Source organism: Streptomyces sp. NPDC045695 (assembly GCF_056432025.1).
This window is the reverse complement of the sequence record NZ_JBWKJU010000021.1, coordinates 17,610-29,946: the sequence shown is the minus strand read 5'-3', so window position 1 is coordinate 29,946 and position 12,337 is coordinate 17,610. Positions and strand designations below refer to the sequence as shown.

15 protein-coding genes and 2 pseudogenes are annotated in these 12,337 nt (G+C 67.8%); 8 read left to right on the top strand and 9 right to left on the bottom strand.

What is annotated here, in order from left to right:
* Positions 1–261 precede the first annotated feature (261 nt).
* The 3 genes from AC07DU_RS27880 (at position 262) to AC07DU_RS27870 (ending at position 3,599) form a co-directional block, all read left to right on the top strand.
* The gene (locus tag AC07DU_RS27880) at positions 262–1,233 is read left to right on the top strand and encodes a quinone oxidoreductase family protein (protein ID WP_479114332.1); all 972 of its coding nucleotides are present in this window, start codon (positions 262–264) and stop codon (positions 1,231–1,233) included.
* Positions 1,234–1,659: 426 nt separating this feature from the next.
* Complete coding sequence (locus AC07DU_RS27875) at positions 1,660–2,046, top strand: SH3 domain-containing protein (protein ID WP_479114330.1); 387 nt, start codon at positions 1,660–1,662, stop codon at positions 2,044–2,046.
* Between the two features lie 881 nt (positions 2,047–2,927).
* On the top strand, positions 2,928–3,599 hold the full coding sequence (locus tag AC07DU_RS27870; RefSeq protein ID WP_479114486.1) for an ion channel: 672 nt from the start codon (positions 2,928–2,930) through the stop codon (positions 3,597–3,599).
* Positions 3,600–3,709: 110 nt separating this feature from the next.
* Here AC07DU_RS27870 and AC07DU_RS27865 read toward each other — a convergent pair whose 3' ends face one another.
* Positions 3,710–4,018: a hypothetical protein gene (locus tag AC07DU_RS27865; protein WP_479114328.1), complete on the bottom strand. Its 309-nt coding sequence runs from the start codon at positions 4,016–4,018 to the stop codon at positions 3,710–3,712.
* A 24-nt stretch (positions 4,019–4,042) separates the two neighbouring features.
* Positions 4,043–4,411: a hypothetical protein gene (locus AC07DU_RS27860; RefSeq protein ID WP_257559891.1), complete on the bottom strand. Its 369-nt coding sequence runs from the start codon at positions 4,409–4,411 to the stop codon at positions 4,043–4,045.
* 390 nt (positions 4,412–4,801) lie between these two features.
* On the opposite strand from AC07DU_RS27860, the pseudogene lexA reads away from it, so the two are divergent.
* A pseudogene (gene lexA / locus AC07DU_RS27855) lies at positions 4,802–5,376 on the top strand (transcriptional repressor LexA); the annotation flags it as partial.
* Between the two features lie 180 nt (positions 5,377–5,556).
* The gene (locus AC07DU_RS27850; RefSeq protein WP_479038098.1) at positions 5,557–6,018 is read left to right on the top strand and encodes a hypothetical protein; all 462 of its coding nucleotides are present in this window, start codon (positions 5,557–5,559) and stop codon (positions 6,016–6,018) included.
* 69 nt (positions 6,019–6,087) lie between these two features.
* Here AC07DU_RS27850 and AC07DU_RS27845 read toward each other — a convergent pair whose 3' ends face one another.
* Positions 6,088–6,348: a hypothetical protein gene (locus tag AC07DU_RS27845; protein WP_479038101.1), complete on the bottom strand. Its 261-nt coding sequence runs from the start codon at positions 6,346–6,348 to the stop codon at positions 6,088–6,090.
* 8 nt (positions 6,349–6,356) lie between these two features.
* Between AC07DU_RS27845 and AC07DU_RS27840 the strand changes: the two genes are divergently transcribed.
* Positions 6,357–6,665: a hypothetical protein gene (locus AC07DU_RS27840; protein ID WP_479114326.1), complete on the top strand. Its 309-nt coding sequence runs from the start codon at positions 6,357–6,359 to the stop codon at positions 6,663–6,665.
* A gap of 84 nt (positions 6,666–6,749) precedes the next feature.
* Here AC07DU_RS27840 and AC07DU_RS27835 read toward each other — a convergent pair whose 3' ends face one another.
* From AC07DU_RS27835 to AC07DU_RS27825, 3 genes are all read right to left on the bottom strand, one after another.
* Positions 6,750–7,103 carry a hypothetical protein gene (locus AC07DU_RS27835; RefSeq protein ID WP_479114324.1) on the bottom strand — a complete coding sequence of 118 codons (354 nt, stop codon included), beginning with the start codon at positions 7,101–7,103 and terminating at the stop codon, positions 6,750–6,752.
* Entirely contained in the window at positions 7,060–7,605 is a 546-nt protein-coding gene (locus AC07DU_RS27830) for a hypothetical protein (RefSeq protein WP_479114322.1), read from the bottom strand. The genes AC07DU_RS27835 and AC07DU_RS27830 overlap by 44 nt, the downstream gene beginning before the upstream one ends.
* 97 nt (positions 7,606–7,702) lie before the next feature.
* A complete protein-coding gene (locus tag AC07DU_RS27825) occupies positions 7,703–8,122 on the bottom strand; it encodes a hypothetical protein (protein WP_479114320.1) in 420 nt (139 codons plus the stop codon).
* 201 nt (positions 8,123–8,323) lie between these two features.
* Between AC07DU_RS27825 and AC07DU_RS27820 the strand changes: the two are divergent.
* Positions 8,324–8,427: pseudogene (locus AC07DU_RS27820) on the top strand (IS5/IS1182 family transposase); the annotation flags it as partial.
* A gap of 131 nt (positions 8,428–8,558) precedes the next feature.
* On the opposite strand, the gene AC07DU_RS27815 reads toward AC07DU_RS27820, so the two are convergent.
* A complete protein-coding gene (locus tag AC07DU_RS27815; RefSeq protein ID WP_479114318.1) occupies positions 8,559–9,497 on the bottom strand; it encodes a hypothetical protein in 939 nt (312 codons plus the stop codon).
* Positions 9,498–10,115: 618 nt separating this feature from the next.
* On the opposite strand from AC07DU_RS27815, the gene AC07DU_RS27810 reads away from it, so the two are divergent.
* A complete protein-coding gene (locus AC07DU_RS27810; protein ID WP_479114316.1) occupies positions 10,116–10,376 on the top strand; it encodes a hypothetical protein in 261 nt (86 codons plus the stop codon).
* Positions 10,377–10,383: 7 nt separating this feature from the next.
* Here AC07DU_RS27810 and AC07DU_RS27805 read toward each other — a convergent pair whose 3' ends face one another.
* Entirely contained in the window at positions 10,384–11,349 is a 966-nt protein-coding gene (locus AC07DU_RS27805; RefSeq protein WP_479114314.1) for a serine/threonine-protein kinase, read from the bottom strand.
* 65 nt (positions 11,350–11,414) lie between these two features.
* Positions 11,415–12,098 carry a serine/threonine-protein kinase gene (locus AC07DU_RS27800; RefSeq protein ID WP_479114312.1) on the bottom strand — a complete coding sequence of 228 codons (684 nt, stop codon included), beginning with the start codon at positions 12,096–12,098 and terminating at the stop codon, positions 11,415–11,417.
* Positions 12,099–12,337 lie beyond the last annotated feature (239 nt).

Below are 12,337 nucleotides of genomic sequence, written 5' to 3'. Positions count from 1 at the left end.
GCGGCTGGCCGCATCGGCATCATGGCGCCGGTCAACGTCCCCTGGTGGGGCGACCAGGCGCACATGGAAGAGCTGGCCCCCCCAGACCCCCATCCCCGGCTTCGAGGAGAAGGACGGCGAGGGCGCAACCGGCGAAGCGGGGACCTCGTTCGCCGGCGTCTCCCACGTGGGCACGAGACGGCTACGACACCTCACCGCGAGCGGGAATCGGATCGCCACGACCGGAGTTGGTGAGGGAAGTTAGCCGTTTCAGGAGGGGTCATGCGAGCGATTCAGGTTTCCGAAGTGGGCGGTCCCGAGGTGCTGCGACTGGTCGACATTGATCAACCGATGCCGGGCCCGGGCCAGGCGGTCGTGGAGGTCGCCGCGTCCGGCGTCAACTTCCTCGACGTATACCACCGCCAGGGTCGGTACACCCTCCCGCTGCCCTTCACCCCGGGCACTGAGGGCGCGGGCACGGTCCTTGAGGTTGGACCCGGCGTCACGCACGTCGCTGTGGGAGACCGGGTCGGCTGGGTGGAGATTCCCGGCACCTATGCCGAGCAGGCCGTCGTGGACTCCTCCCGGCTCGTGCCCCTGCCCGACGGCGTCGACTTCGAGGCCGCCGCGGCCGTGCTGCTGCAGGGCATGACGGCGCACTACCTCGTCAACGACGCCTACCCGGTCCGGCCAGGCGACACGGTGCTCGTGCACGCTGCTGCCGGCGGCATGGGGCTTGTGCTGACCCAGCTCATCACCCATCTCGGCGGCAGAGTGATCGGCACAACCTCGACACCGGAGAAGGCCCAGCTGGCGCGGCGCGCCGGGGCCGCCGAGGTGATCCTCTACTCCGCAGTGGACGATCTCGCGGCCGAGGTGAAGCGGCTCCATGGCGGCCAGGGTCTGCCCGTCGTCTTCGACGGCGTCGGCAGGGACACCTTCGATGCGAGCCTCGCCAGCCTGCGAACCCGCGGCCACCTGGTGCTCTTCGGCGCCGCGAGTGGTGCAGTGCCGCCCTTCGACCCCATCCGGCTCGCCCAGGGCGGTTCGCTGACCCTGATCCGGCCAAGCCTCGGGCACTTCATCGCCGATCGGTCCGAGCTGCTCCGACGCGCCGCCGACGTGCTTGAATTGGTGCGCACCAAGGCGCTTGAGACCACCGTGACGGCCCGCTACCCGCTCGCCGAGGTCGCCCAAGCTCACCGCGATCTGGAGGCTCGGCGTACCACCGGCAAGCTACTCGTCCTCCCCTAGGGCAACCGACGGAATTGACTGACCCGCAGGAACTGACCGAACGGCGGGCTCCCCACCGGGGGCGCGCCGTTCCACGGCCGCGGAAGCCGTCGTCGCTGCACACAGATGCCGCCCGCGGTTCTTCAGCGCCTGCTCGGCATCGGCCGCACCAGCTCGCGCGCCAAGTGCTGACGCCGTCCGGGCCCCCTGAATGGGGCGTCCCGGGGCTCCAGCGTCTTACGGACTCCCCAACCGGAACCGAAACGGGCAACTTCCCCTTCCGGTTGGGGAGTTCTCATGCGTCAGGCGGCTGACTTCGCCCCGATGGCGCTAACGTCGTGCGCGGCTCCGGTGTCCGTTGAGAGGTGACACCGCTCGGCCGACCCGGGCCTGCTCCTACGTACGTGTTCCACACCCAGAACCGATGACGCAAGGGGAATCGATTCCATGACGGTCACAGCAGCACGCCGCACTATGTCACCGCGTCGCTCCGCCGCCCGCACGGCGGCCGTGGCGGCCCTGTCCGCCGCCGCGCTCCTCGGCGGCGGTCTCACGGCCCAGGCCGCCGCACCCGCCCGGGCGACGGGCGCGGCCGTGGAGCTCGCGCCGGCCGGTGCGCTCGCCACCCGCTGTTACTACAAGGTCAACGCCAGCGGCGGTCTGCTGATTCGCAGCGGTCCCGGCACCAGCTACTCGGTCGTCGGGTCCTACGCCAACGGCTCCACGATCCTCGGATCGGCGTCCACCACCAACGGCTTCCGCAACGTGGGCACCAACCGCTGGGTCTCCTCGGCGTACACCGTCCGCATCGTCAACCTTCCCTGCGAGTCCTGACAGGGGCCCGCGCCGAGGACACCGTTCCCCAGCCCTTCGACAGGCCGCCGGCCGCCGGAAATCTCTGCGGCGGCCGGCGGCCTCGCCGCGTTCCAGGGTCCAGGAGCGCACTGTGTGCTCGCCCTGGGGCCCGTCCTCGACCAGCACTGGTGGAGGTGCAGTATTCGGATAGTGCGGTATTCCTGCGGAGGCCCGGTGAGCTAGGCCGTCTTCTTCGGATCATCTGATCCTGGTGACCGCAGCATGAAGACCTTGATCCGCCAGCTTGCCGCCGGTCACAACGGCGACCATGCGCGGTCCTGGCAGGGCCTGCAGAACCCCGGGGAGCGCGGCTAGGGGCACCATTTTTAGGTGGTTGATACTGGTGAGCTCGCGTATTCAACCGTCGCGAGTTGACCCACCTCACTCCGGCACTGCTACTCAACGTGACAGCCGTGGGCGGAGCTCTGGTGTCAGGGGCATCCGATTGGAAGGGTACGTGACCGTCTATGACGTAGCTCGCCAGCTCCCTTCAATCGCTGACCTGCGGAACCTGTGCGCTCATTGGCGATGCTCGGTGCGATCTTGAGTCCGGACTGGGAAGGCCGGTACTACATCTGTCAGAACACAGGAACCGGCCTCTGGGGAGGATCCGAACGCTCAGTAGCGACTCGTCAAGGGCTGCCCGAGAGCGGTGAGTGCACCGCGCCTGTGCTCCCTTCCGGGGCCCGGTCTCTACCGCCTGCCTGCTCGCCCGTGATACCGGATCGGACCGGCAGCTCAGAGTGCTGGAGCCGTATTCCGGGCTCGATAGCGGTTGGTACAACTGGTCGGATTGTCAGGTTGTTGCCGGTGTGTCATGGTTCGCACCCAGGTGCACCACCTACCGTGAGGTTGTGGGCATGTTCCGACGGGTGCTGAGTCTGGGCCACTGGATAAACGAGCCCGTCGAGCGGCTCGGCGTGGCAGCGTCTCTTGTTGTTGGCACTTTCCCGTGGCTGGTACTGATGAGCAGCACCCGCCCAACCGGAATCGTTCTATTCGCGAGTGGGCTCTTCGTTACCGCCGGTATTCTCGTATGGCTCGGTCTGTGGGGAGCTGTAGCTCGTTCACTGCCAGGGCGGGCGGCTGTGGCGGTGGTAGCGGCCGTTTCTGCGATCGAGGGTTGTTTCGCCGCGATCTACCATGCGCATGCGGGATCCTTCAAGCCGACTCTGAACAAGGTCCAGGCCGCCTACTTCTCCGTTAGCACTGCGACGTCGACAGGGATGGGTGACATCCAGCCTGTCACGGACAGGGCCAGGCTGCTCGTGGCCGCCCAGATGGCACTTAGCCTGTTCCTGATCGCGGCGGCCATCGGCACTGCCATTACTCGCCTCTTCGCGAGAACCCCCGTTCCACATGTGGCCGCCCCCGCTGTGACTGCGGCCGCCGCCTCGGCCCCTGCTGACAGGCCGTCCGAGCCCAGCACGACGTCCTGGCCCTTGCTGCTTCTCTATCTGGTCGGCGCCGGCATCACTGCTGCCTATTCCAGGTTCCATAAGGGGTCTCTGAACCAGCGCCAGGCCCCATAGGCCGGAGCGCTATCAGAGGTGCGATCGGCCTCGGCGTACTCGCATGCGCAGGAAGTGGGCCCCTTGGATGCGCGCTGATGGCTGCGAGTTGTACTGGTGGGCTCTCGTATTCAACTGTCGCCAGTTCTCCGTGGAACCCAGCCTGCCGGTGACCGTGTGTGATTTCCAGGGGCGTATCGGCTCCAGGTTCCGCCGGTCTCGTTGAGCAGGCGGGTGGTGGTCTTGTTGTGGTAGCCGAGAGCGTCCGCGACGACGGGAGCGGGCATCTCAAGGAGTTGTTGTCGGATGGCGGCGCCGCGGGCGGCGGCCACAGGGACGCCGATCTCGTTGAGGAGTGCGGACAGGTGGTGGGGACGGAAGGGCTGCCCCGCCCGGCGTCCGGGGAACAGCCGGCCGACCGCCTGCTCCGCGAACTCCACGACCGCGGCGTCGGGGCGGACGGGTCAGGAGACGCGCTTGAGCGTCCAGGCGTTGTTGTTGAAGCTGGGGACCGAGGAGGAGACACAGCTGCCGCTGTAGTACGAGGCGGTCTGAACCCAGCCGAAGGGCTGGTAGGTGGAATTGCAGGCCTGGACCACGGTGCCGACGGGTAGCCCGGTGAGCTGCTTTATCTGCTTGATGTTCGGGCTGAAGCTCTGCGTGCCGCAGCTGCTGCTGTACCCCCAGCTGACGTCGACGAAGCCGCTCGGGGTGAGGACGCTCGAACAGGAGGTGGTCACGTCGCCGGGGGCGGCGTGCGCGGGCGCGGCGGTCAGGGCGAACAGCGCCGCGGTGCCGGTGAGGGCCATGCACAGGGTGCGAAAGCGAGTCATGGGTGATGGCTCCTTGAGATCGTGGACGGCCGGTGGGCCGCGAAGCCAGTACTACGGGTCGCCGACCGGTTTGGGATAGACGTTTTCAGGCCCAATGATCAACATGTAATCCGCCGTTCTGCTGGGGCCCGCGCTGCGGCGGCGGGTGCACGGCCGTCACAGCACGCTGAGCAGAGTGTCGTCCTCGCCCCGTTGGTCTTGCAGAGCCGTCAGTCATGTGGTGATGCTGCCCGGAGCTCGTCAGCGGGTTGCGGGTGACGCCGCAGTTCTTCCTTGGCGCGAAGGAAGTCGGACCAGCCGTCTTGGAGGTAGGTAGACCACTGGGTTGTGGTGCTGGGCGAGAACCCCAGAAGATCGCTGACGATCTGGGGCGGCATATCCGAGCAGACCGTCGCCCGCAAGGGCTACCCGCCCTCGATGCGGGAGATCGGCGAAGGCGTCCACCTGCGCAGTACCTCCTCCGTCGCGCACCAGTTGATGGCCCTGGAGCGCAAAGGCTTCCTCTACCGGGACCCGCACCGTCCCCGCGCCTACCGCGTCCGCAGCGGCCGGCCCGCCGACCTCCCCGACACCCCGGCCGGCATGGCGCCGGAGGCCGTCCAGGTCCCGCTCGTCGGCCGCATCGCGGCCGGCGCGCCGATCCTCGCCGAGGAGCTCGTCGAAGACGTTCTGCCGCTGCCGCGGCACCTGGTCGGCGAAGGTCAGCTGTTCGCGTTGACGGTGGTCGCGACAGCATGATCGAGGCCGCCATCTGCGACGGCGACATCGTCACCGTGAGGAAGGCCGACAGCGCGGACCACGGTGACATAGTCGCCGCCATGCTGGATGGCGAAGCCACCGTCAAGCGGCTGCGCCGCGAGAACGGCCGGGTCTGGCTCATGCCGCACAACGCGGCGCATCAGCCGATCCCCGGTGACGACGCCGTTATCCTCGGCAAGGTAGTCGCCGTCCTGCGCGCGCTCTAATTCAGAACGCCCCGCGCTGCCCAGGGGACGTCCCCCTCGGCACGGCGTCCCCTGCACGAGCCGGCAGAACGCCGGCACGTACCAGCCCAACGACGGGACCCCGACTTGACCCTGATGCCCGGAGCACGCGTGCCGGGACGGACCTGGACAGTCCGCCTCCCCGGCCACCCCGATCACACCGTGTCCGTCACCTGCAGCACCGCCGCGTACCGGATGCCGCCCCGCTCGAAGGACGCTGCGGGCATGCGCCGCTTCGCCGTCGAGCACATCAAGGCCCACGGACGCCTGGCCGGCGCCCGCCCCAACGCCGCCTGCAGCTGCGGCAGCACGTACTGCGCCCTCCACGAATCCCGCGTCCAGTGCGCCGGCACCAGCCTGCTGGTCCTCGTCCACAACCCGGCCGTCGGCCAGGTCTGGACACTGGCCGAGGTCTGCCAGACCTGCGCGCGGGACATCCCGCACATCACCATTCTGGCCACGGCCAAGCGTGCCGCCCCCACCCCCGCGGCTCCTTCCGTGGAGCAGCCGGCGCAGCGCACCGCGGTGCCGGGCGGGTTCTCCTCACCGGAGGCCGCTCCCGACCCCTCACCGGGCCGGCGCCGGCCCCACCGTCCGCACCGTCCGAACCGGTCGCGGGGCTGAGACCGGCGCGGAGCCACCGCCGAGCCCTCGCAGAGTCGCCCGCTTGCCGCTGGATGAGCACGGCCTGGGTCAGCGGCGGGTGACGCCGTAGCCGGTGTCGTTGAGGGCGGCCGTCCAGACCTCCCGGTTGAACCACTTCGTGATGTCGGGCTGCATGGCGGTGATGGTGTCCATCCGAGCCTGCCAGTCGGTGCCGGTGGGTCGTTTGTCCTGGCAGCCGGTGCAGCCGTCCTCGCCGTGGATGTGGCCGGCCATCCAGGCGTTGACGGCGACGTTGACGATGACGCTGTAGAGGGTCGCCGCCGCTCTCCTCCAGGGCGTCGGGGACACCCCCGAGGATGAGCGCCAGCTCCGGGTTGTCGACTGGCGGCATCGGCGCGCGCCCCACCTGGCCGGGCGTGCTGCTGGTCTCGGCCGCCTGCCGCTGCTGGGCGATGCTGGCCGCGAGGCCGGCCGGGTCGAAGTACCGCCAGGCGGAGCGCTCCTGGATCCCGAGCCGCTCGGCGACGGCGCGGATGTTCTGCTCGATGGTGTCGGCGACCGTACCCGGGCGGACCGTCACCCCGCGGTGGGCGAGCTGGGCCAGCGTCTCCGCCACCGCTTCCTTGAAGGCTTTGGTGTTCCTCATGAACACCATCCTTCAGTAAGAGGGCAAGATCCACTGCGCCCGGTCAGTTCTCGTATCGGAGCCGTGGAGGCCGAGTGGAGGCCGCTGTGACCGTCTCGCTGGTTCAGCCGTCACCGGGTCGGCGGCCGCCGGTCCAGCCCTGGGTGAACGCCCTGAGCCGGTCTCGCTGCCGCTCCTCTTCCGCGATGCACGCGTCGAGCACGGCCTGATCGACGTGGGGGGCGACGGCGGCGAGGACCAGGCGCTGGAGCTCGGCGGGGTCGAGCGCCTCGACCTCCCACTGCACCGGGTGGCCGACGTCGAGCCCGTAGCGGTCGGCGAATCCGGCCCCGCGCGGGTCTCCGGCCTTCCCCGCGGCCGCCGGCAGGTCGTACTCGCGGACCTGGTCGTGGGTGAGCAGGACGCGCTCCGCGTCAGCAGGCTGTGCGGGCCACCCAGTCCCGTTCGATGTCGGCACCCGATGCGTCGAAGTCGCCGACGTAGAGCAGTACGGCGGGCCTTTCGTCGCGGGCCGTACGCTCGCGCACCACGTGGGCGTAGCTCTGGCTGCCGAATCCGCGGACGACGAGCACGGGGATGCCCGGGCGCGCGAGCCAGCCCGTGAGCTGCGCCCGCAAGGTGTCCTTCTCGCAGGCCACGTAAACGGCGGTCGCCTGGTCGGCGGTCCGGTCCAGGTCGAACCAGTCGGGGGCCTCCCGCAGGAAGGTGCCGACCTCCGGCCAGGCCGGTGGGACGTGGACCTCGCGGAGCGGGTCGATGAGGTCGGGGAACCGCTCCTCGCGGCGGGCCTGGGCGAGGCGGGAGGACAGCCGCCGGTACGTCGGCGCGGTGTGCGGGATCAGCCCCTCGACCACGAGCCGGTAGTACGCCTGGCGGAGGGTGCAGCCGCCGACCTGGTCGTAGCCGGTGACGATGTCGGCAGGACGGGCCACGATCCGCGGCCACTGGAGTTGAGTCACACCGGTACATGTACCCCTTCGACCGGTCGACGGCGTGCTGACCCTACGGGCACGGACGGACCGGGGCCCCGGCCCGTCCCGGCGACCGACGCCAGGCTCAGGGGCCGCCGACCACGGATCGGATCCGGTCCAGGTGCTGCATGGTTCCCTCCGGGCCGTAGAGGGCCACGCAGCGGGCGACGGCAGACAGGGCGAAGACGGTGGCCAGCTGCGCGTCGTCCAGAGGGAGGCGGGGTGCTGCACCGTCGCCTGCGAGGGCCAGGACCGCCTCGGCGACGGCCGTCTCCATGGGCACGCTCTCCAGCCATTCGATGCCTGCGGTCCCCATCACCGCTCGGCGGTACGGGGAGAAGCCGGGGTCGGCGAGGACGGCTTCGGTCAGCAGCCCCGAGGTCTGCTGGCGCATGTAGGCGGCCGTGGTCGGGCACGCGGCGCCCGCCGCCGCAGCGGCCACAATGACTTCCGGGTCCGCGGCGAGGTACCCGCGCATCAGGTCCAGGGCGGCCACGACATCCACGCGTACACCCAGCCGCTGGTTCGGCTCGCGCCAGCTGCCGCCGGAACAAGGCGAAGCCGCTGTAGGACCAGCCGACGTCGGGGCTGCTGGTGTCTCCGTCTCCCGGGAACAGAGTCAGCCCCACGTCGTTCTCCCTCAGATCGTCGAATAGGCAAAGGATCGGTCGGCATCAGCGACGTCTGCAACTGAGATGATCCAGCTGTGGCTCGTGTGATCACAGCGTCGGAGTCGTCTTGGATAGCCCGTTCGCCGGGCTGAACCCGCGCAACTTCGGCAAAGTCGTGACCGTCCTACGGCGCGAGGGCGTGAGGCGCGAGCTGGGGGTCAGCTCGCGCCTGCCGGGGGCTGTTCGATGCTCCTGTCGAGTGATTTCGGCGACGGCGTAAGGGTGTAGCAGCCCTCGCCGCGGCACCCTCAACTCACTTTCGCCTGCCTGTCAGCTGTCGAAGCTCTTGAGCTGAGCCTTGATCCCGGCGTCCTTGGCCAAGAGTTGTGGCTTCCTCACGAGGGACTTGACGGCGTCGAACAACTCGCGGTCCTTGCGGCCGGTCAGTTTGTTCCCGATCAGTCCGAGTAGCTCGGCCCACTTCTCCCGAGGGATCGCCCACTGCAGTTTCGTGGTGATCGCGGTGTCTGTGAACGACCTCAGAGCGAGCGATGCTTGCTGCGGGTCGAAGGTCTGGATCAGGTCCTGATAGATCGGGTCGGCGTTGATGGCGATGCCGTTCCCGTTAGTCAGGAACACCTCAACCAATCCGAACACGTACTTCCGACTCAATCCCTCCGGGATATCGCCGTGCTGGCCGACGAGGTCCTGGAGCCGGCGTGCGATCGGCGGCTCGGTATAGAAGTTGTTCCAGTTGTTGTGCGCGTCGATCAACTCATCCAAGGCACTGTCGATCTCCCAGGCCCGCTCTTCGGATGGCAGGTAGGTCGCTCCATTGACAAGGTCAATGAGCTGTCGAACAAGAACGGCCTGGTCTTGGTCACCGTTGGCGCGGAACCGGCCGAGCCGGAATCCGAAGTTGTAACGGGTCTCGTCGGAAACCCGGTCCCAGAGGTCGGGCCAGAGCCGACGAATGTTGTCCAGAGTCTCCGGTGACGTGGTGAGGGTGGTGTATCGGCCGAAGAGGCCAGAAGCGAGGGGGTCGGCCTGGACCGGCGGGAGGTTGACGAAGAAGGTGGTGATCTCCTTGATCGTGCTGTCCTCGAGTCGCTTCTCCTTGACCTTCACGAGGAGCTTCTGGACCTGGGCCGTGATGTTGTCGTAGGGCAGCGTGATCACGTGCTTGATGCAGGTCCCCAACCAGTTGGCCAGCTGAAGGCCGTCAAGCTGGGCCTGGTTGGGGTCAGCCGCACTCGCCCAGTTCCGCATGTAGCGGATGAGCTCCAGCTCCTGGAAACCGATGTCGGTGATCAGGCCGATCTCCCAGCAACCGCCGAGGAGCTTCGAGTCGTCGAGCTTGGGCAGGTCGCTCTCGTCCTTGAGGTCCTTGCGCTTATTGATCGAGGAGAGATAAATCTTCCCCCGAGATGATCGACTTAATCAAAGGCCGTAATGCCCGGGGGGTCAAGCGAAAACTATGAGGTGACACAGACCACATGCACCCAGAGTGATCGCAGAATGCCCAGTTTGTCCCGCCTGGCTGCTATATGGCTTTTATCTTGATCAGACACTGCTGACGTGCAGTCATGGGTTGTTCCATCTCTAGCCATTCATCGGCTGAAAATCTATGGATGGAAATCAGCCCTGGGAGTTGCGGATGGCAACCATGGATAGGGTGTCGTCGCACCGGCTGCCGCAGGTCTCCGGCCGACGTCCCGCCCTGCTCGGCCGCGGACTGAACCGACCGCCCCCCTGCACCCGCCGAACCACGCCAGGCCTTGTGCCGGTCCGGAACATAACCTTCCGCCTGCTGCGGCAGCTCACGAGTGGGACAGGGCCAGAACGAAACGGGGGACTCCTTGCGGAGCGCACACACAGCACGTTGTCGTGGAAGCGGTCGATGATGCCGCCGGGGATGACCATCTCGGCGGCGGCCAGGTCTTCCCGGGCCTGACGTTGCGCGGCGTCGTGAGGGTCGATGCCTCCGTCGACCCAGACGCGCAGGAGGACCTCGGCCTCGGCGGGCTGGATCGAACCTCGTACGGAAGCGTGGGGCTTCTTCCGCCCGGTGAGGGCGTCGACCTGGTAGGCGGCGAGGACATCGAGGCGCGGGGTGACTCGACGAGGAGCCGCTCGCGGCCGCCATGAATCCGGCTCAATCCTGCGGGATGATGCGGAGGTTCCGCAATTCGACCGTGGCGCCGAACCAGACCCGGACGAAGGCGCCGCCGTGGTCTTCTGCCGGTTGCAGCAACGTCCCTTGCGTGACGGTCTGTCCGTCGGCGGACAGTGTGTACTGGGAGCCGTGCACGCTGATCGCGAGCTGGTGCCATTCGTTGTCGGTGGCCGCCGGATACGTGGTTCCGGAGTCCTTGGGGTAGTCCACATCTCGGTAGCCGTTGGGGTCGTATTGGATCCCGTGTCCTGTGACTGTTCCGTTCGCCGCGATGGTGGTGCGTGCTGCCAGGCCCCAGCCTGATCCTGAGGCCATTCCGCCGGCGCCTGATGCGAGCTTGCCGTCCACGGTCACCGTGTAGTCGGGTCCCGGGACCTGTGAGAAGTAGATGCCACCCCAATACAGGCCGCCGAAGCGGATGCAGAAGCCGCCGGGGTCAGCGCCTGGACTGATAGCAGTGCCCTTCAGCTCCGTCCAGCCGACCGGCAGGTTGGCGGTGCCCTGTCCAGGGCACGGATTGGCGGATACGGTGCTCGGGCCAGTGGCTGCGGCGGTTCTGCTCGGCAGGATGTCAGTGTGCGTGGAGCTCTGCCCACCGATGTTCAGCATGGCGAATGTGATGCCACCGGCGATAAGAATCAACGCCAGCCCGGCCCCGGCAACCAGCAGTCTTGCCCGTCGGCTCCGCTTCCCCTCGCCCTTTCGCACTCCATTCGCCACCTCCGTCTCCGGACCCCCTGGCCGGCCAGACGCCACTGTCTGAGTGGGCGTGTGCGGCATCCCGATGGTGAGCAGCTGGCCGGCTGTAACCGCCTCAAGCATGCGAAGCGTCTGATCAGCGGTCGGCCGCTCGTCAGGGTCCTTGCGCAGCAGAGCCTCGATCGCCGGCTTGAGCGGGCCCGCGTTCCGCGGTTCGAGCAGCGGCTCGGCCACCACCGCGTGCAAGGTACTCAGGGTCGAGGTACGGCTGAAGGGAGCCCGGCCCTCGACGGCGACGTACAGCGTGGCGCCTAGCGACCAGAGGTCGGATGCGGGACCCGGCCGGTGGCCCGAGGCCTGCTCCGGAGAAACGAAGTCGGGAAACCAACGATGTCGCCCGTGCGGGTGAGGCCGCTGCCGCCCTCGAAGAGCGCGATGCCGAAGTCGGTGAGCACCACGCGCCCGCCACGCTCCAGCAGCACATTGGCCGGCTTGACGTCACGGTGCAGCACACCATGCCGGTGGCTCTGCTCCAGGGCGGCCACTACCTGGACGCCTACCCTTGCCGCCTCGTGCGGCAGCAGGGTGCCCTCGGTGGCAATGGTGTCAGCCAGGGATCTGCCGTCGACGAGTTCCATGACGATCCACGGCCGGCCCTCCTGCTCCAGCACGTCATAGACGGCAATGACGTTGGGATGCTTGATCCGCGCTGCGGCCCGGGCCTCCTGTGTCATCCGGGAGTGCAGGGTGCTGCGCTCCTGATCCGTCAGGCCGCTGATGATCAACTCCTTCACCGCCACCTCGCGGTCAAGCAGCTGGTCCTTTGCCCGCCAGACCGTGCCCATACCGCCGTGACCGAGGATCTCGACCAGCAGATAGCGTCCGGCAAGGAGCCGTTCCCGGCTCTCCTGCTCTCCCGAGTCTCGGGCCGGACCAGAATCCGATCCTTCTGGCTCAGCGCGAGCACCAGAATTCGGGTCCTCATGCGCGGTCACGATGCTCCCTCATTGCTGTACTCGATCGGTCGCAGCGCATTCCAGGCCACACTGCTCGCCTCCGGCCACGGAGCCGGATGGCATCGGCCCGCTCCGCTCCGCTGCATACGGCTTGGGATCGTCCGATTGCGGCTATTCAGGGAGGATGCGGAGTAGCAGCGACTCCCCGAGAGGTCACATCCGCAACGGACCGGACCGGTGGGGTGGTCTTCACATCCAATGTCTCTCCCACCAACGTT